The organism is Thermocatellispora tengchongensis (assembly GCF_014202315.1).
Classification (GTDB): domain Bacteria; phylum Actinomycetota; class Actinomycetes; order Streptosporangiales; family Streptosporangiaceae; genus Thermocatellispora; species Thermocatellispora tengchongensis.
Genome location: NZ_JACHGN010000015.1, coordinates 190,588 through 209,151, shown reverse-complemented (window position 1 = coordinate 209,151; position 18,564 = coordinate 190,588). Strand labels below are relative to the sequence as shown.

Genomic DNA, 18,564 nt, shown 5'->3' with positions numbered 1-18,564 from the left:
TTGTCTCACAGACCATGAACCCCACCTATCCAGGCGATCCGCGCCACCACCTGCGCCGAGTCGCCGGCCAGCAGCACCCGGCCGGCCCGGTACCGCTCGGCCAGCCGGGTGGTGGCGTCGCCGAACCGCGAGAGCCGGCGCGGTGACTGCACGCCGAAGTCGGTGCCGGCGAACACCCGCAGGCGCCGCCTGACGTCCTCGACGGTCGGCGGGAGGTAGCGCGAGCGCGGCCGCGTGCCGTCGGCCGGCTCGGCGGTCACCCCGTCCTCGTCCTGACTCAGCCCGGTCAGCTCGCAGCCGCGCCGGATCTCGGTGCCCAGCTCGGTGGCGCGCCCGGCCGGCAGGCGCGGCCAGGGGCGTCCCCGATCCCGGCCCGCACGCGGACCGGGGGACCGTGGCCCGTCCCGGCCGCGATCGTTGTAGCCTCCAGGCGACGGCCGGACGATAGGAGGGCCATGGCGGGCGATGTCACGCGGTGGCTGGCCGCGCGGGCGATCCCGCTGGACGGGCTGGCCCCCGGCTCGGGCACCGCCGACCTCGAACCGCTGCGCGCGGTCCTTGACGGCGTGCGCGTGGCGGGCCTGGGCGAGGCCACGCACGGCAGCCGGGAGTTCTTCCTGCTCAAGCACCGGCTGCTGGAGTTCCTGGTGGAGGAGCTGGGGTTCACGACGCTGGCGTTCGAGGTGAGCGCGTCGGCGGCGCGGGCGGTCGACGACTATGTGCGGGGCGGGCCGGGCGACCCGGTGGAGGCGCTCGCGGGCCTGGGGTTCTGGATCACGCACACGGCGGAGATGCTCGCCGTGGTGGAGTGGCTGCGCGAGCGCAACGCGCGGCTGCGCGAGCGCGGCGCGGGCGCGTCACGGCCGGTGCGGTTCGCCGGGATCGACCCGCAGTACCCGGGGGCGTCGCTGGAGGCGTTGCGGGCCTTCCTCGACGAGGCCGGGCAGGGGCGGGAGCTGCTGGAGCCGCTGCTGCCGCTGGCGCACACCCGGCTGGGCGAGGGCGAGCCGCTGGACGGCGGCGTCGAACAGGCCGCCCGCCGCCTTGAGGAGCACCTGGCCGGCCTGCGCGCGCCCGGCGACGTGCTGGAGCACGCCCGGCTCGTCCGGCAGAACGTGGACCTGATGAGCCGGCCCCTCCGGCACGCCGATCCCGCCCGGACCGTGAGCCTGGCCCGCGACCGCTACCTCGCCGACAACGTCGACGTCCTGCTGTCCGACCCCGGGGCCAGGGTGGCCGTGTGGGCCCACAACGGGCACGTGACGAGGGCCGCCCACAGCGGCGGCGCGATCCCCGCGATGGGACGGCACCTCGCCGAGCGCCACGGCGAGGCGTACTACGCTCTCGGCGTGCTGTTCGGCGAGGGCGCCTTCCGCGCCCGCCGCCCCCGCTTCGGCAGGATCGACAGGAGGCGCCCGCCCGCGACGTTGCGTGTGCCGCCGGCCCGCAACGACCTCGTGGTGGAGACCCGCCTGGCCGCCGCGCACCCCGGCGACTTCCTCGTCGACCTGCGCCACGGTCCCCATCCGGAGCCGGTGAGGGCGTGGCTGCGTGGCCGCTCCCACCTGCGCGCCTACGGGGGGATGGTCAAGGGCCTCACCTACAAGCTCGCGTTCACGCGGGCCGTGCTCGCCGAGGAGTTCGACGGCCTGGCCTTCGTGGCACGCAGCACCTGCTCCACGCCGCTGTGACCACGAGGCGGCGGCCCGCTCCTCGGCGGCCACACCCCGCGTCGGCATGCAGCACGAGCCGGGCGGCCTGCTGCACATCGGCCGGCGCGGAGCGGCCGGTCGTCTGCTCGCCGCGCCGCCGGAACCGCACGAGCGCCCGCGCGGCGCGGCCCAGCAGCCCGTAGACGGCAGGCACCGCTGCGTCAGCGTGTGGCACGTCACCGGGCCGCGGACGTCCTACGCCGGCCGACGCCGCGCCGAAGCCTGGCGACTGCCCCTGGAGGAGGCCGGACGCCCGGCGGCCTCCACTCCTGCACGGCGACTGGTCCGCCGGGTCCGGCTACACCGCCAGGCTGACGCTCGCCTGCACCGCGGTGTTCGCGGCCAACGATCAGGTGGCCCCTGGCATGCTGCGCGCCTTTCACGAGCGCGGCCGAGCCCGCGCCGCCGCGCACTTGAGCCGGCCGCCGCGGACGGCCGCATGGCGGCGGATTCCGCGACCGCCGCCTCCAGCATCGGGGCCGCGGTGGTGGCCGCGTGGATGCCGATGACGCTCACGATCTCCAGCACCTCCATGATCTCTTCGGCCGTGGCGCCGTAGCGGACGGCGTTGCGCATGTGCAGCTTCAGGCCCGGCGCGTACAGGTGGGTGGCGGAGGCGTCGAAGGCGCAGTAGATGAGCTCCTTCACCTTCGGCCCCAGCACCCCGGTGCGCCACGGCACCGACGAGAACGCCCGGCGCACCCCCGTCAGCGGCACCTGCCCCGAGTGCGGCGCGTCCGAACTGGCGGCCTACCGCGTCCTGAGCGAAGGCGGCCGGTGGGACGTCGAGAAGTGCCAGGCGTGCCTGGCCTCGGCCCACCGCACCCCCGCGCCCGCGCTGGGCCCGTTCACCCCCTTCGGCAGCGGCGCCTGAAGCGCGCTCGCACGACGGTCCTGGGCCGCACCGACCTCATCTGCGCCGACGTCGGCGGAACGTCCACCGACGTGTCGCTGGTCGTGGACGGCAACCCGTTCGTGCGGATCACCTTCGAGCTGGAGCACGACCTCGTCATCAACGCGCTGTCCACCGAGGTGGCCAGCGTCGGCGCGGGCGGCGGCAGCCTGGTGACGGTCTCGCCGTCCGGCGGCATCCAGGTCGGCCCCGGCAGCGCGGGCGCCGACCCCGGCCCGGCCTGCTACGGCCGCGGCGGCACCGTGCCCGCGGTGACCGACGCCTGCCTGCTCATGGGCATCCTGCGCGAGGACGGGTTCGCGGGCGGCGAGATCGTGCTGGACGAGGCGGCGGCCAGAGCCGCGTTCGAGAAGCTCGACACGCCGGTGGCCTTCGAGGACCGGGTGCGGTCGGCGTACCGGCTCGCCGTGGCACACATGGCCGAGGAGATCACGAACGTCGCGGTGCCGCACGGCGTGGACCCGCGCGACTTCAGCCTCGTCGCCTACGGCGCGGCCGGGCCGATGCTGCTGCCCGCGGTGCTGGACCTGGTGCCGCTGCGCGAGGTGATCGTGCCGCCGCACCCCGGCCTGTTCTCCGCGCTCGGCCTGCTCTCCACCGACCTCGTCCACTACGAGAGCCGCAGCGCGTACCTGCCCTTCACCCCCCGGCAACGCCGGCCGCATCGAGCGGACCTTCGCCGAGATGGAGCGCGACCTGCGCGCCAAGGCCGGCCCGCGCCGCCGGGCTGCCGGTGCGGCGCAGCTTCGACGGCCGGCTGCTCGGCCAGTCGTGGGAGACGCCGTTCATCGAGATGCCCGAGGGCCGGGTGACCCCCGGGTCGATCGATGAGCTGGTGCGCCGCTTCCATGACGACTACGAGGCCCGCAACGGCAACCGCTTCCCGCAGATCCCGGTCGAGGGCGTGACGTACCGGGTGCACATCACGGTCCCGGCCGGCAAGGTCGAGTACACGCCCGTCGAGGGCCCCGTCATCCCGCGGCACGCCGAACCCGGCTCGACGTTCCCGCTGCGCTACCTGACCCCGGAGCCGCAGGTGGCGGGGGAGTACGAGCGGGAGAAGCTGCCGCCGGGCGCCGTCGTCACCGGCCCCGCGGTGATCCGCGAGGCGCTGTCCACCACGTTCGTGCCGCCCGGGCAGCGCGCCACCGTCGGCCGCGTCGGGGAGATCGTCATCGAAAGGACGGAGTCGGCATGACCACCCTGCGCGAGCTGAGCGAGGCGGAGTTCGCCGCCCGCTACGGCTGCGACCGGTTCACCGCGACCGTGCTCGGCAACCGCTTCGACTACCTCGTCGAGCACATGAGCGTGCGCCTTCTCACCGGCGCGTTCTCCCCGGTGCTGCGCGATGTGTACGACCTGGCCGCCACGCTCAGCGGCCCGCCCTCGCTCGGCTACGCCGTCCCGGCGGTCGGCAACGGCATCGTGCTGATGGCCGGCACCACCATCGACGCGGTCAGGAACACCGTCGAGGAGTCACGGCGCCGACCGGCTCGTCCCCGGTGACGTGCTCATCGCCAACGACCCCTACCGGACCGGCAACCACAACAACGACCTGCTGTTCGTCCGGCCGGTCTTCCACGACGGAAAGATCGCAGCCTTCGTCAACCTCAACGCCCACCAGCTCGACATGGGCGGCGCCGTCCCCGGCGGCTTCAGCCGCACCAAGCGCAACGTCTACGAGAACGCCCTCGTCCTGCCGCCCATGCTCATCGCGCACGCGGGCGAGCCGGTCGAGCACGTCTGGAACCTCATCTTCGACAACGTCCGCATGGCCGAGGTCATCCAGCCCGACATCCGCACCTTGCTGTCCGGGCTGGACCTGGGGGAGAGGCTGCTGCGCGAGTCGATCGAGCGGTACGGGACCGGCGCGGTGCACGGCGCGATGGCGTACGTGTGCGACGTGGCGGCCGAACGCATGTCGGCCGGCCTGGCGTCGCTGCCCGACGGCGAGTGGAGCGCCTTCGAGCTGGTCGACTGCGACGGCGCCGACGACACCGAGCAGTACGAGATCCACGTCCGGCTGGTCAAACGCGGGGGCCGGGTCGAGGTGGACCTGTCCGGCACCTCCCGCCAAGCCCGCACCTCCATCAACGGCACCGCCCTCGACGTCAAGACCACGGTCGGCATCGCGCTGAAATACCTGTTCGACCCGCGGGGCCGGTTCTGCTCCGGCAACTACCGCGATATCGACATCGTCGTCCCGGACGGCACGATCGTCAGCGCCCTGCCGCCGGACGGCCCCACGTTCATGTACTTCGAGCAGAACCAGGCGCTGCTCGGCGCGCTGCTGAGGGCGTTGTCCCGCGCGGTGGGCGAGGCCGCCATCGCGGGCGACCGCGGCAGCCCCGACCTGCACACCGCCTTCGGTGTGACCGCCGAGGGACGGCCGTGGGTGTCGGCCATGCAGTGCGGCGGCGAGGTCGGGCCGCTCGGCGCCAACCGGTACGGCGACGCCGACTGCCAGGCGATGACGTACCAGGCCAACGGGGTGGTGCCGGAGATCGAGGCGATCGAGGCGGCCACCCCGGTCGTCGTGCTCAGGCACGAGCCGGTGCCCGACACGGGCGGGGCCGGCTACCACCGCGGCGGCGTCGCCCGGTTGCGCGACTCCGCCTGGCTCACCCCCGCCGCCCACACCCTCAACCAGCTCCGATACAAGCGCGCGCCCGGCTTCGGCGTGAACGGCGGCAAGGACGGGAGCACCGGCGGAGTGTGGGAGTTCCCACCCGACGGCACGCGGACGCTGCCCGATCCACCGACGGACGTGGCGGCGTACCGGACGGCCCGGCCGCTGGCGGGCGTCATCGACGACGCCACCGGCCTGCCCGCGCCGGACGGGCGCTACCACTACCCGTCCACCGAGGCGGCAACCAGACGGCCGCGATGACCGTGCTGCGCTACGTCACCAACGGTGGCGGCGGCTGGGGCGACCCGCTGCTCCGCGAGCCGGAACGCGTCAGGATCGATGTCCGCGACGGCTACGTCACGATCGAGGGCGCGGCCCGTGACTACGGCGTCGTCATCCTGGGCGATCCCGATCGCGACCCCGAGGGCCTGGTGGTCGACACCGCGGCCACCGCCCGCCTGCGTGCCGCCCTCGCCCAGGACGCGGAGGTGAAGGCATGAGAGCGGCGGTCATGACGGCACCCGGCACGCCGCTGGAAGTCCTCGACCTGGACATGCTGCCCCTGGCCCCCGGACGGATCCTGGTGCGCACCGGCGCGGCGCCCTTCTGCGTGACCGACGTCATGAACGCCGACGGCGTCTTCGGCAAGGTCCCCCCGACCATCCTCGGCCACGCCTCCACCGGCGTGGTCGAGGAACTGGGCCCGGACGTGACCGGCGTGCGCGTGGGCGACCGCGTGGTCGTCCACGGCACCGCCGAATGCGGCCGCTGCTTCTACTGCGCCCTGGGCCGTACCGACCAGTGCTCGGTGATCTTCGACCGCCCCGGCGGCCCGCCCCCCGTGGCCACGACCGCCGGCGGCGGTATGGTCACAGCCGCCGGCAACGTCGGCGGCTACGCCGAGCTGATGTCGGTGGACGCCTGCCAGGTGGTCGCCGTGGACACCACCCTCCCGGACACCCGGCTGGCCCTGCTCGGCTGCGGCGTCACGACGGGGCTCGGATCGGTGTTCAACGTCGCGGCGGTGCCCCCGGGCGCGGACGTCGCGGTGGTGGGCGGCGGCCAGTTCGGCCTGTGGATGATCCAGGCCGCACGCCTGGCCGCGGGCCGGATCATCGCCCTCGACCCCGACCCCTCCCGCCGCGCTCGCGCCGCCCGCGCCGGGCGAGCGCCACCCTCGACCCGGCCGCCGCCGACCCGATCGAGCAGGTACGCGACCTCACCGGCGGCCACGGCGTCACCTACGCCCTGGAGGCTCGCCGACGCCCGCGAGCACCGCTCGATCACCGGCGTGATCGTCCCGGCCCGCTGATCCTTGCCGGGTACATGGAGACGTTCCACCGGCCGGTTGCGGGCACCCCAGTCGCCGGCGTGCGGGATCCTGAGGGTGTCCAGGAGGGCGGGCCGGCTCGGGGCGCGCAGGTCGACCACGCTCACCGTGGAGTCGACGAGTTCGATCTGGTCCATCGAAACCCCTCGATGAGAAGGCCGACCGCAATCATGACAGCGATGGCCGGCGCGAGCACCGCGTCCAGCAGCTACTCCGCCGCCCGCAGTGGCGGCGCCGTCACCCCCGTGATCGGAGGGTACGGTCCCGCACCCAGGCTCCGATACCGCTGGACGGAGAGATTTCAATGGTGGCGGCCATCACGGTGTTCGCCAGGGTGCCAAGGGTCAGGTGGGTCGGGTGCCGAAGTGACGATCAGCGTGAATTCGCTCCTCCACCAGGCGGGTGACACGTGCGAAGCGTGCCAGTTCCTCTTGAGGGAGTGTCCTGCCCGGACCTTCGAAGAGGGCCGAGGTGGCCAGCCGGAAGATCAGGGCCCTGACGAGCATCTGGAGTCCATCGCGGCCGGGAAGCACGCTGTCGATGAGTCCTGGCTGCGCATCGTGGTAGAGGAGGCCGTCGGCGACGACGATGGCCTCGGCATACCCAACGGGCCGCCAATACGGCGAGAAGTCGATCACAGCAGGCGGTCGCCCAGACTGCAACAGCACATTCCCGGTGAGATCCCCGTGCACGAGTTGGCTGGGCGCGTTCACGGGACGCTGGAGATCCTGCAACGTCGCTAGCAGCCCGTCGGTGTGAGCCGCTGTCACCGTACCGATCTCACCCCAGGCGATGCGGTCGGCCACCGCCCAGGGATGCTGACGGCGATCAAGCAGGCCGGGCCGGGGCAAATGGCGCAATGCCCGATGAAAGGCCCTGCTGGCGGCTATCAGCGTCGCCCACTCGCCGGCCGGTCCCTCTTGGCCATCCACGAACTCGAAGGCTGTCCACCCGGCCACGACGTGGGTTCCGTCATCCGCGCTATAGGGACGGGGAACTCGAAATGCAGTCGAGGAAGTCAGACCTGCGAACACATCGGCGCGCCGATGACCAGCCAGCATGGCGCCGTGATCCACACCGCCCCCGCGTCGCGGGAGCTGAGCATCCCGATGACGTGCGCGGCGGTCACGAGCGGCACCTGGGCGATCGCGACCGTCCTGACCAGGACGCGCAACCAAGGCCCTCCGCGTTCCCAGAGGTTCTTGTCCACCAGCCCGCGCCTGAGCAGACGGCGCACGGCGCGCCTTGGCCGTGCCGGGCGGTATCCCCTCCGGGCGGAGGCCGATCAGGGCGAGCGCCGCTCGCTCGACCGGGTCGTCCGCCTCGGTGGTCAGGGCGCGAAATCGCCCTCCCGGGGTTCGTGTGATCTTCTCCGACCGGATCAGCTCGTGCAGCAGGTGGTCCATGGCCGTGCCGATCCCGTGGACGAGCAGGGCCAGTTCGTACCGGGTCGGTTTCTCGCCCGCTCGGCGCCGCGGTCGTCTCCGGGCGAGCCAGAGGAGCGCGGAGCCAAGGATCAGCTCGGTCCCGTAGAGAGGGTAGAGCAGCCAAATCAGCCCTTCGGGAAACCAGCTCTGTTCCCGGGCCCACTCCATGACGACGGGCATGATCCGGCGGCGCGCGGCGGCAACGCGGTGCCTTGAACGGCTCATCGCGCCGCAGCCTGGGTCAACGCCGGCGGTTCGGTGGACCGTACGTGCCGCATCCCCGCCCGGCCCGGGGAACTCGACGACGGCGAGGCTGCCCCGGCCATCGACCTCGTCTGCCCCGTTTCCTTCGCCCGATCGGCCGGGCCGCCCCGCAAGAACGGAGGTAGAAAAGAGGGAGCGGATGGGGTGGTGCATGGGTCGCGAAGAAATCGACTACGAACAAGCCCTTCGTGAGAGCATCGTGGCGTTCCTGACGTCGGTGGGCATTTGGGATTCGTATGACGTTCTGGAGAAACATCCCATCCTGTTCACCGACGAGGCGCGGCGGCTGGGCCGTCATATCGCCGACGACGTGCGAGAGGACGTGGATCCCCTGGTCGCCGCCCACATCGACGCCCAGCTCGAACTCCTCCGCGACGCGCAGAGCCTCGGGATGACGAAGGCGTTCTCGAAGAGGTTCACCGCGTCGCTCGACAAAAGGGTCGCGGCGGCCGAAGACGCGCTCCAGCGTTTTCTGGGCGGCGGCCACCTGGACACGCTCGACGAGGCCATCGCGCTGTGGCGGGAGGTCGTGACCGCGTGGGATGACAGGATCCGGGAGTTTCAGGCGCTGGGGGCGACGGAGCTGGCGGACCATTTCACGGCGTACAGCTTTCATCTGCTGTGCCGTGCGGCGCTCGCGCTCAGATATGGATTCGTCCGTCATCGCGGCGGCGTCGGCCTGCTCGATGAGGCGATCGGCCATTTGGAGCGCGCGCGGCGCATCCCCTCGGATGACGCCGACCGGGTGGCCGAGTGCTGGATGGAGATGGGCAGGGTGTTCGTGCTACGGCATCGCCTGAACGGGGACCCGGCCGATCGTGACCGCGCGGCCGACGCCTACCAGAGCGTGATGCGCCGTACCCGGCCCGGTTCCCTCAAGCGCCGGGAGGCGCTGGCCGGGCTGCAGGGCGTGAGTCCGGCATGATCTTCCGGCGTCGCCGGAAGCCTACGGAGGACTGGATCGTCGCCCAGGTCGCCGAGGCGCTGGAGGTGGTGGCGCGGGCCAAGGCCGGGGGGCAGGTCGAGGCCGGGCGTCTGGTGTGGGCGTGGACGTGGCTGGCGGAGGCGCATCCGGATCCCGTCGTCGGCAGGGTGCGACTCGCCGAGGCCCTGCTCGCCCGCGCCGATCCCGGCGACGCGGAGGCCGCCCTCGGGCACCTGACGGCCGCGCTGGAGTCGGCCGCGCCCAAGGATCGCCTGCCCTTGCTGGACAACCTGTGGCGGGTACGGCTGCAGTTGTTCCAGAGTGACGGCGACCTCGCCCTGCTGACCGCCGCGATCTCGGACGTCCGCCGGGCGGCGGCGGAGCCCCAGTCGCCGGAGGAACGCGCGGAGCGGCTCGGCTATCTCGGGCGGATGCACCGCTGGCGCTACCAGGAGACCGGCCACGAGGCCGATCTGGAGGGCGCTCTGCAGGCCCTGGTCCAGGCGGAGCTGCTGGTCACCGACAGCCCGGCCCGGCTGCCCTATCTGGGCGACATCGCCGCGCTGCTCCTGGACCGCTTCGAGCGCAAGCAGATCATCGACGACCTCGAACGGGCCATCGACATCCTGGAGAGCCTGACGGCCCTGGCGACCGACGAGCCGTCGCTGGCGACGTGGCTGGCGAACCTTGCCAACGCCCTCCACCACCGGGTGGAGATCAGCCAGAGCGCCGAGGACTCCGCCCGTGCCGTTGGGGCGGCCGACCGGGCCTTCCGCCTCGCCCAGGGGACCCGCGACAGGTCGGTGGCCGCCTGCAATCTCGCCGCCGCCCTCATCGACCGGCACCAGTACGGCGACGGCGGCGTGAACGATCTCGACGAGGCCATCGTCCTGTGCGCCGACGCCATCGAGGGGGCCGGTGAGCTCCGGCCGCTCGCCCGCCAGGTCCTCGGCGTGGCATATGGCCTGCGCTTCGAGGCCCGGCACGACGAGGGCGACCTGCGGCAGGCGATCGAGCTGAGGCAGACGTCCCTGGACGAACTGGGCGCCGACAGCCCCGCCCGGATGCCGCTGTTGCTCGATCTCGGCAGGTGCCTGCGCCATCGGCATCAACTCCGTCAGGACCCGGCCGACCTCGCGCGAGGTCTCGCGGCGCTGCGGGAGGTCGTGGGCCGCGGCATGGAGACCCACAGGGGAGCCGCGTTGAAGGCCGCCGAACTGCTGGTCGACTGGCTGGCCGAGCGCGGCGCCTGGGCGGAGGCCGCCGAGCCCGCCCGGATCTGGTCGGCGGCACTGGCCGCGCAGTTCGGCGCACAGGTAACGGTCCAGCACAAGGCGCGATATCTGCACGTGGATCAGCAGATGCCGGGCAGGGTCGGCGTCGTGCTGGCGCATGCCGGCGACGCCGAGGCGGCAGCCGTGGCGATGGAACGAGGCCGTACCCAGTTGTTCGCCGATACGCTCGGCGACGGCGAAGGAGTCACGTTCGCCCGCATCGCCGAGGCCGCGCGGGACACGCCGCTGGTCTACCTCACCAGCAGCCCATGGGGAGGGCTGGCGCTCGCCGTGGTGGACGGCGAGGTCCGCGTGCGCCATCTCCCCGACCTGACCGAGGAGGCGTTGAGCGACTGGTCGAGCGGCCTGTACTGGGCGCGAGCGCGGCGTGCCGGGGACCCGGAGCGCTGGCGCGACGTGCTCGACTGGACCTGCGAATGGCTCTGGACCGCGTGCGTCCGCGATGTGCTGGAGGTGGTGGGGGAGCCGGAGGAACTGGTCCTCATCCCCTGCGGCCCTCTCACGACGCTGCCCCTCCACGCGGCGTGGACGCCCGATCCCACGGCGCCCACCGGCCGTTGCTACGCCCTGGACCGCAAGCTGATCACGTACGCGCCCGGGGCGAGGATGCTGCACCGGGCCCGGACGGCCGCGGCCGCCGCGACCGCGGACCCGCTGGTCACGATCGAGGACCCTGAGCCCGTCGCCAACCCCCTGCCCTTCGCGCGAGCCGAGACCGGCGCGGCGGGCGCGCTCTGGCCGCAGGCGGTGAGCCTGCGCGGTGACGATGTGACGCGCGACGCGGTGCGCGACGTCCTGCCCGGTGCGGGCGTGATCCACTTCGCCGGTCACGGCCGTGCCGACATCGTCGAGCCGGCCCGCAGCGGCCTGGGCCTGGCCGGGGGAGAGCTGCTGGCCATGGACGACCTGGCGGGCATGCCGCTGCGCGCCCGGCTGGCGGTGCTGAGCGCCTGCGAGACCGCGGTTCCGGGCCTCGACATCCCCGACGAGGTCATCGGGCTGCCCACGGCGATGCTTCAGGCGGGTGCCGCCGGGGTCATCGGATCGCTCTGGGCCGTACCGGACGTGAGCAGCGCCCTGCTGATGATCATGTTCTATCGGGGGTGGCGGCTGGACGGGCTCTCACCGGCCGCGGCGCTGCGGGCGGCCCAGCGGACGGTTCGCGACACGAGCGCCAAGGGCTGGGTGGAGCTGTTCGAGCCGCTACTCGACGGAGACGGCTGGCTGCCCGCCGAGGTTGCGGAGATGTGCTGGGAACAGGTGATCCTGGCCGATCCCGGCGAACTGGTCTACGCCTCGCCGTCGGGATGGGCGTCGTTCGCGTTCACAGGCGCGTGATCAGGTGAAGGGGAGAGTCCCGTGCGCGAGGACGAGGTCAGGGCGGCGGCCAACGCGATCATTCCTCATCTCCCGGTGCTCGTCGGGAAGGAGGCGGCCACCACGGAGGCGGAACTCCGCGATGCGCTCGCGCGTGGCGGCGACGGCACACCGGTCAAGGCGGAGCTGCTGAGGATACTGGCGCGCAGGGCCGAGACTCGTGACTGGGCGCGCCGGCTGCTGGAGGTGCCGGAACGGGTCCGGGCGTTCGAGCCGTTACCAGGTGCCGCCCGGCATATCCGCATACCCCGCTACGCGTGCCCGCAAGGCGACGGCGAGCCGTGGTTCCGGTTCGACGTCCGCGATCCCGTCCCCACCTGCCCGGTCCATGGCCTGGATTTCGTCCGGGTGGGCTAGCCGGTGCTGGACAAGTTCTGGGAGGGGTTCGCGGGCAAGCTCGCGGACCAGTGGAGCGCGCGGCTGTTCTCACCCGCCTTCGGATTCTGGGCCGGAGGGTTCGCGATCTGGCTGTGGTCCCGGCCAGGCGACTGGCGAAAAGCGCTGGCGGAGGTGGAACGGGGCTTCCAGGGGTGGTCCGTCGCGGCCCTGGTCATCGTGGTCATGGGCGCCCTGGCCGTCCTGCTGGTCTCGGCCACCACGGCGGATCGGCTGACGCTGCCGGCCCTGCGGCTCCTGGAGGGATACTGGCCATGGTGGGCCGCCCGCCCGCTCACGCGTCTTCTCCGGCGCCGCCTGGAGACCGCGAAGAGGCGCGCGGGCATTCTCGCCACCTCGGCCGGAAGCGATGGCGACCTGCGTGAGCTGGCCCGGCTGGAGACGCTGCTCGGCCGCCACCCCGGCCCGGACGACCTGCTGCCGACCCGCCTTGGCAATCTGCTGCGCCTGGCCGAGGCCCGCCCCAGGGAACGGTACGGCCTGGACGCCGTCGTGTGCTGGCCGTACCTGTGGCTCGTGCTGGACGACGGCACCCGTACGGAGATCCTTGACGCCCGGATGGCCCTCAACCGCGCGGCCCGGCTCTGGCTGTGGTCGGCCCTGTTCGCCGTGTGGACGATATGGACGTGGTGGGCGCTGCTCATCGCGCTCGCCATGGCGGCCGCCGTCTACCGCTTCGCGGTGCTGAGCACGGCCGAGACCTACGGCTCCCTGGTGAACGCCGCGTTCGCCCTGAACCGCCACAGACTCTACGAAGGTCTGCGATGGCCGCCCCCGGACTCGCCCGAGACCGAGTCCAAGCTGGGCCAGGACCTGACGATCTACCTCCACCGCGGCATCGCCCCCGACGGCATGACCTTCAGCACCCCGTCGGAGTGACCTCGGTCAGGTGGAGATCGGGATGGTCGCGAGGGCCGGGGGCGGTTCCGCGCGGTAGGGGATGAGGCCGAGCCTGCGGTGGCGGATCGTCGCGTTGATCCGGATGCCGGCCGTCACCGGCCGGTGGTGCCGGCCGTCACCGGCCGGTGGTGCCGGCCGTCACCGGCCGGTGGTGCCGGCCGGGGAGCGCAGGCCGTCGAGCGCGGCCAGGAAGATCGGCTCGATGTACGCGGCGTCTCCGCGGATCGCGGCGATGGCGACGATCATGTCGAGGATCTGCCTGAGCGTGAGGTCCTGGCGGATCTCATGGCTGTGCTGGGCGGCGGTCAGGAGCGGCCCGCTGGCGGCCATGACCTTGGCGCGGTTCCGGCTGAAGACGGGGCTGTCGCTCTCCACGTGGGACAGCAGTTCGGACGCGATGTGGCGCTTGCGGCTGGAGAAGATGAAGAACTGGTGTAGCCAGGCCGTGAACACCGCCCCGGGTGTCTCGCCGGTGACGGTCTCGGCCGCCCGGCAGACGGCGTCGATCTCGTCGCTCCAGATGGCCTCCAGGAGCTCCAGCCGGCCGGGGAAGTTGCGGTACAGCGTGGCCATGCCGACTCCCGCGCGCCGCGAGATCTCGGCCATGGATATGTCCGGCTCGGAGCCGTCGAACGCGGCGCGGGCGACCGCGAGGATCTTCTCGCGGTTACGCTCGGCGTCGACGCGTTTCAGGGGTGGCGAGGGCTGGTTCTGAGGCATCGCGACTCCAGGGAAGAGGGCATCGGTCACGGTACTCGGATAGGGTGTCCGTTTCAGGTGGAGGATATCTCGCCGGCCTGTCGCGCGATCCCGGTGCGACCGCTCATGCGACCTAGGTCGGCAGCGGATGCTCGGGCCGGGGCGGTGCCGGCGAAGGCACGCCGCGCCGGGATGAGCGCGAAGACGAGGATCGCGGTCCCGAGGAAGATCGCCGCGGCGACGGCGAAGGCGACGGTGTAGCCGTACACCTCGGCCGCGCCGGCCGGCAGGCCGGGCCGGGCGGCGGCAGTGGTGCCGGCGATCGTGGACAGCAGGGCGAGACCGATCGAGCCGCCGATCTGCTGGACGGCGTTCACCGCCGCCGAGGCGATGCCCGCGTCGGCGGGGCCGACCCCGGCGGTCGCGGTGTTGATCGAGGTCGAGATGGCCGTGCCCAAGCCGACGCCGAGGAGGATCAGCGGACCGAGGACGTCGATGACATAGGCCGAATCCACGGTCAGGGACGACAGCCACAACAGCGAACCCGCGCTCAGCAGCAGCCCCGCCGCGATCGGCGCCCGGGGTCCCATGCGCGGCAGCAGCACAGCGGGGGCCACGTTCGCGCCGGTCATGATGCCGGCGGTCATCGGCAGGAAGCCGAGACCGGTCGCCATGGGCGAGAAGCCCAGTTGCCGTTGCAACAGATAGGTCAGGAACAGGATGACCCCGAACATGCCGATCAACGACACGAAGCAGGCCAGCAGCGCCCCGCCACGGTAGCGGTCGAGCACGAGCCGCAGGGGCAGCAGTGGCGAGGCGGCCCGGCGCTGGATGAGCACGAACACGATGAGCAGGACGACGCCGCCGGTAAGGGAGCCGCCGGCCGCGGGTGCCGTCCAGCCGTCCGACTCGGCGACGGCGAAGCCGTAGACCACGAGGAACAATCCGGCCGCGGCCGTGGCGGCGCCGGGAATGTCCAACCGTTGCCGCTCGCCGGACGGCGGGTTCGGGAGCACGGCCACGCCGCCCGCGAAGGCCGCCGCGGCGATCAGCACGTTCACGAACATGGTCCAGCGCCAGTCGGCGTACTGGGTGAGCGACCCGCCGAGCAGCATCCCGATGGAACCGCCGGACACCGCGAGGGTCGCGAACACGCCGAAGGCCCGCACGCGCTCCCTGCCCGTGGGAAAGGCGGTCGTGAGCAGCGACAACGCCGCCGGCGCCAGCAGGGCACCGAACGTTCCCTGCAGCGCGCGGGCGGTGACGAGCATCGCGAAGTCCGGCGCGAGGCCGCCGAGCACGGAGGCGGTGGCGAAGCCGGTCAGGCCGATGAGGAAGACCCGCCTCCCGCCGAACAGGTCACAGATCCGGCCGCCGAGCAGCAGCAGGCAGCCGAAGGCCAGGGCGTATGCGGTGACGACCCATGGACGCTGCGCGTCGTCGAAGCGGAGGTCCGCCTGCGCGGCGGGCAGGGCGATGTTCACGATGGAGTTGTCCAGGGTCACCATCAACTGAGCCAGCCCGAGGATGCCCATCACCCACCACGAGCGGCGGGCGGCGGAAGAGGTGGTCATGAATTCTCCGGTCCTTGTGAGTCGGGCGTGGCAGGCGGTGGGGGGCATGGCTCGCCCGCCGGAGGTGACTGCGTGAGGTGCGCCGTGGGGCCCGTGCCCGTCGCCTGGAGGCGACGGGCACGCCGGTACGGGTTTCACGGGTGTCGCTTCACAGCGCGATGAGAACCGCCTTGGTACGCGTGTAGGCGTCCATCGCCTCGAATCCGCCCTCGCCGCCGATACCGGACTGCTTGAACCCGTGGAAGGGCATCGGGCCGCTGGTCATCTCGTGGTGGGTGTTGACCCATACGGTGCCGGCGTCGATTTCGGCCGCCAGGCGGTGCGCGGTGCTGAGGTCCTTGGTCCACACGGAGGCGGCCAGGCCGTACTCGGTCTGGTTCGCCTTGACGATCGCGTCGTCGAGGTCGGTGAAGCTCATCAGCGCGCCGACCGGGCCGAAGATCTCCTCCTTCGCCACGCGCATGTCCGGGGTGACGTCGGTGAGCAGCGTCGGCGCGACGAAGAACCCGCGGTCCCCGTACCGCTTGCCGCCGGCGCGGATGGTCGCCCCGTCCTGGGCCGCGATCTCGAAGTAGGACGTCACCCGCTCGAAGTGCTGACGGGCGGCGAGCGGTCCCATGCGGGTCGCCGGGTCGAAGGGGTCTCCCACGGTGAACGTGTCCATGACCTTCACCAGGCGGTCGATGAACTCCTCACGGATGCTGTCCTGAACGAACAGGCGCGTCCCGGCGGTGCAGGCCTGCCCGCTGCCGGCCAGGAAGCCGATCGCGGCCCCGTGCGCGGCCGCGTCGAGGTCGGCGTCGGCGCAGATGACGATGGGCGACTTGCCGCCCAGTTCGAGGGTCAGGCGCTTGAGGTCCGCGCTGGCGACCTCGTGAACGTGTTTGCCGGTCGCGGTCGAACCGGTAAAGCCGATCTTGGCCACGCCGGGGTGCCTGATCAGCGCCTCGCCCGCCTCGGCGCCGGTCCCGGTCACGACGTTCACCACACCGGCGGGCAGATCGGTGGACTCCAGCAGCTCGGCGAGGCGCAGCGTGGTGAGGGAGGCCCACTCCGGCGGCTTGAGCACCGTGGTGTTGCCCGCGGCCAGGGCCGGAGCCAGCTTCAGCGCAAGCTGCGGCATCGGCCCGTTCCATCCCCAGATGAGGCCCACGACGCCGAGGGGCTCCTTGCGCGTGTAGCCCAGCCGGTTGCCGACCGTCGGAACGGTGTGGCCATAGAGCTTGGTCGGCCACCCGGCGTAGTGCCGGTAGATCTGGGCGACCCCGGCCATCATGTGGCGGGTCATCATGAGCGGCATGCCCATGTTGTGGGATTCGATGGCCGCCAGCTCATCGGCGTGCTCGTCGATGACGGCGGCTATCTGGAACAGGATCCGGCCACGCTCGTCCGGATCGATGCCCGCCCACGACGCGTCGGTGAAAGCCTGCTGGGCGGCGCGCACCGCGCGGTCGATGTCCTCGGCGCCCCCGCGAGGGATGCTCGCCAGCGGCTCCTCCGTGGCCGGGTCGACGTTCGCCAACGTCAGCCCCGACACCGCGGGGACGCGCCGGCCGCCGATGGTCATCAGCCGGTCGCCGGGGCGGACGAACGCGGGGATGTCGCGCCGAGCCGCCTCCGCGATGGGCGGGACGCGCCCGATGGCAGAGGCAGGGGTGGTGACGTGCTCGGTCATTGGGGTTTTCCTTTCGGCCGTCGCCGTTCAGTGGACGGCGAACACGAGACGGGGTGGGTGAGAGCCCGGCCAGAAACGGATAGGCTATCCACTTGAAGATTAGTGGATAGCCTATCCGTTTGCAAGCGCCGCCCTCGTCCGGCTTCCGCCGGCTCCCGTCATGTCACCGGCGCCACTGCCGGCACGGCCGGCGGAGTCCCGCGATACCCCCACTCCCGGCTACGAGATCGGGGACGCGTGCACCTCTGCGGAAATTCGGGGAACTGGAAGCGGGGCCGGGGCGGTGCTCCGCGCCTGTGGCCCTGGCCCTGCGACGGTCGCCTACTTGTCCAGGTCGGACAGGTCCAGTACGAACCGGTAGCGGACGTCGCCGGCGGCGAGGCGGTTCAAGGCGGTTTCGACCTCGCTTGAGGGAAGCGTCTCAACGTCGGCGGTGATGCCGTGCTCGGCGCAGAACTCAAGCATTTCGACGGTCTGCCGCAGCCCGCCGGTGCCGGAGGAGGTGAGCTTCTTGCGGCCCGCTCCGAGCTCCCAGAGTTTCGGGCCGGCCAGCAGGGGGTTCCCGAGAACGCACAGGGTCCCATCCAGGCCCAGCATGCTGATCAGCGGTGTGAGCTCGTGGTCTGCCGAGATGGTGTCGAGGATGAGGTCGAAGCGACCCCGTGCGGCGGCGACCTGGGCGTCGTCGGTGGTCACGAGCAGTGATCGTGCCCCGAGGCTACGGGCGTCCGTCTCCTTGGCCGTGCTGCGGCTGAGGACGGTGACCTCGGCTCCGAGCGCGGCGGCGAGCTTCACCGCGATGTGGCCGAGCCCTCCGAGACCGGCGATGGCGACGCGGCTTCCCGGCCCGACGCCGGCGGACCGCATGGGCTCCCAGACGCTGACTCCGGCGCACAGGAGAGGCGCGGCGGCGGCCGGGTCAAGCCCGTCGGGCAGGTGGAAGGCGAACTTCTCGCGCAGGACGTACTCGCGGCTGTAGGCGCCCTGCGTCGGGGTGCCGTCGATGCGGTCGGTGCCGCCGTAGGTGGTGGTCGGGCGGTCGTAGCAGTAGTTCTCCTGCCCGGCCAGGCACATGGCGCACTCACCGCACGAGTCGATGATCGTGCCGATCGCGACGCGCTCGCCCACGGCGAAGCCGGTGACTGCCTCGCCGGTGGCGACGACGACGCCGGTCGCTTCGTGTCCGGGGACGAGGTTCTTCTCGCCGAGCATTCCGTGGATGCGGTGCAGGTCGCTGTGGCAGACGCCGCAGTAGTCGATCCGCACGGCGATGTCGTCGGGACGCAGGTCACGCCGCTCGATGGTGACGCGGGTCAGTGCGTTGGTGGTCGGGTCGAGGCTCTGCCAACCGGTCGTGGTCCTCATGACGGTCCTTCTGTTCAAAGCGGAATCTTCATTCACTTTAGCATGATGCGGAATGATGGTTCCGTTTTGGTATGCTGACGCCG

The 18,564-nt window shown here is 72.0% G+C and carries 18 protein-coding genes and 1 pseudogene; 12 read left to right on the top strand and 7 right to left on the bottom strand.

Features of this window, described 5'->3' with window-relative positions; all coding sequences use genetic code 11:
* Positions 1-47 precede the first annotated feature (47 nt).
* A pseudogene (locus HNP84_RS31850) lies at positions 48-362 on the bottom strand (FAD-dependent monooxygenase); the annotation flags it as partial.
* Positions 363-455: 93 nt separating this feature from the next.
* Here HNP84_RS31850 and HNP84_RS31845 point away from each other — a divergent pair.
* Positions 456-1,691: an erythromycin esterase family protein gene (locus HNP84_RS31845; RefSeq protein WP_185053642.1), complete on the top strand. Its 1,236-nt coding sequence runs from the start codon at positions 456-458 to the stop codon at positions 1,689-1,691.
* Positions 1,692-1,907: 216 nt separating this feature from the next.
* Here the strand turns inward: HNP84_RS31845 and HNP84_RS56845 are convergent, their stop codons facing one another.
* Complete coding sequence (locus HNP84_RS56845) at positions 1,908-2,360, bottom strand: carboxymuconolactone decarboxylase family protein (RefSeq protein WP_221336994.1); 453 nt, start codon at positions 2,358-2,360, stop codon at positions 1,908-1,910.
* Here HNP84_RS56845 and HNP84_RS31835 point away from each other — a divergent pair.
* The 7 genes from HNP84_RS31835 to HNP84_RS31815 are packed head-to-tail and all read left to right on the top strand — an operon-like array spanning position 2,347 to position 6,566.
* Entirely contained in the window at positions 2,347-2,586 is a 240-nt protein-coding gene (locus HNP84_RS31835; protein WP_185053641.1) for a hypothetical protein, read from the top strand. The genes HNP84_RS56845 and HNP84_RS31835 overlap by 14 nt on opposite strands.
* Entirely contained in the window at positions 2,490-3,437 is a 948-nt protein-coding gene (locus HNP84_RS31830; protein ID WP_312926220.1) for a hydantoinase/oxoprolinase family protein, read from the top strand. Before HNP84_RS31835 ends, HNP84_RS31830 begins: the two co-directional genes overlap by 97 nt.
* Positions 3,359-3,823, top strand: coding sequence for a hydantoinase/oxoprolinase family protein (locus HNP84_RS31825; RefSeq protein WP_185053639.1), 465 nt, complete (start codon positions 3,359-3,361; stop codon positions 3,821-3,823). Before HNP84_RS31830 ends, HNP84_RS31825 begins: the two co-directional genes overlap by 79 nt.
* Positions 3,820-4,131: a hydantoinase B/oxoprolinase family protein gene (locus tag HNP84_RS51435; protein WP_221336993.1), complete on the top strand. Its 312-nt coding sequence runs from the start codon at positions 3,820-3,822 to the stop codon at positions 4,129-4,131. The genes HNP84_RS31825 and HNP84_RS51435 overlap by 4 nt, the downstream gene beginning before the upstream one ends.
* Before the next feature lies 1 nt (position 4,132).
* A complete protein-coding gene (locus HNP84_RS31820; protein WP_312926217.1) occupies positions 4,133-5,515 on the top strand; it encodes a hydantoinase B/oxoprolinase family protein in 1,383 nt (460 codons plus the stop codon).
* Entirely contained in the window at positions 5,512-5,754 is a 243-nt protein-coding gene (locus HNP84_RS51430; RefSeq protein ID WP_221336992.1) for a hypothetical protein, read from the top strand. The genes HNP84_RS31820 and HNP84_RS51430 overlap by 4 nt, the downstream gene beginning before the upstream one ends.
* Positions 5,751-6,566, top strand: a complete 816-nt coding sequence (locus tag HNP84_RS31815; protein WP_185053638.1) for an alcohol dehydrogenase catalytic domain-containing protein — start codon at positions 5,751-5,753, stop codon at positions 6,564-6,566. The genes HNP84_RS51430 and HNP84_RS31815 overlap by 4 nt, the downstream gene beginning before the upstream one ends.
* Before the next feature lie 362 nt (positions 6,567-6,928).
* Here HNP84_RS31815 and HNP84_RS31810 read toward each other — a convergent pair whose 3' ends face one another.
* Entirely contained in the window at positions 6,929-8,236 is a 1,308-nt protein-coding gene (locus HNP84_RS31810; RefSeq protein ID WP_185053637.1) for a hypothetical protein, read from the bottom strand.
* Between the two features lie 190 nt (positions 8,237-8,426).
* Here HNP84_RS31810 and HNP84_RS31805 point away from each other — a divergent pair, with 190 nt between their 5' ends.
* Genes HNP84_RS31805 through HNP84_RS31790 form a run of 4 tightly spaced genes read left to right on the top strand, consistent with a single transcriptional unit; the run spans position 8,427 to position 13,147 of the window.
* Complete coding sequence (locus HNP84_RS31805; protein WP_185053636.1) at positions 8,427-9,200, top strand: hypothetical protein; 774 nt, start codon at positions 8,427-8,429, stop codon at positions 9,198-9,200.
* Positions 9,197-11,833, top strand: a complete 2,637-nt coding sequence (locus HNP84_RS31800; RefSeq protein WP_185053635.1) for a CHAT domain-containing protein — start codon at positions 9,197-9,199, stop codon at positions 11,831-11,833. Before HNP84_RS31805 ends, HNP84_RS31800 begins: the two co-directional genes overlap by 4 nt.
* Before the next feature lie 21 nt (positions 11,834-11,854).
* Entirely contained in the window at positions 11,855-12,229 is a 375-nt protein-coding gene (locus HNP84_RS31795; protein ID WP_185053634.1) for a hypothetical protein, read from the top strand.
* A 3-nt stretch (positions 12,230-12,232) separates the two neighbouring features.
* Positions 12,233-13,147, top strand: a complete 915-nt coding sequence (locus tag HNP84_RS31790) for a hypothetical protein (protein WP_185053633.1) — start codon at positions 12,233-12,235, stop codon at positions 13,145-13,147.
* A gap of 159 nt (positions 13,148-13,306) precedes the next feature.
* Here HNP84_RS31790 and HNP84_RS31785 read toward each other — a convergent pair whose 3' ends face one another.
* The 4 genes from HNP84_RS31785 to HNP84_RS31770 form a co-directional block, all read right to left on the bottom strand.
* Entirely contained in the window at positions 13,307-13,888 is a 582-nt protein-coding gene (locus tag HNP84_RS31785; protein WP_185053632.1) for a TetR/AcrR family transcriptional regulator, read from the bottom strand.
* A gap of 53 nt (positions 13,889-13,941) precedes the next feature.
* Positions 13,942-15,441: an MFS transporter gene (locus HNP84_RS31780; protein ID WP_185053631.1), complete on the bottom strand. Its 1,500-nt coding sequence runs from the start codon at positions 15,439-15,441 to the stop codon at positions 13,942-13,944.
* 148 nt (positions 15,442-15,589) lie between these two features.
* Positions 15,590-17,116: an aldehyde dehydrogenase family protein gene (locus HNP84_RS31775; RefSeq protein WP_185053630.1), complete on the bottom strand. Its 1,527-nt coding sequence runs from the start codon at positions 17,114-17,116 to the stop codon at positions 15,590-15,592.
* Between the two features lie 321 nt (positions 17,117-17,437).
* The gene (locus HNP84_RS31770) at positions 17,438-18,481 is read right to left on the bottom strand and encodes an NAD(P)-dependent alcohol dehydrogenase (protein WP_185053629.1); all 1,044 of its coding nucleotides are present in this window, start codon (positions 18,479-18,481) and stop codon (positions 17,438-17,440) included.
* Positions 18,482-18,564: the final 83 nt, after the last annotated feature.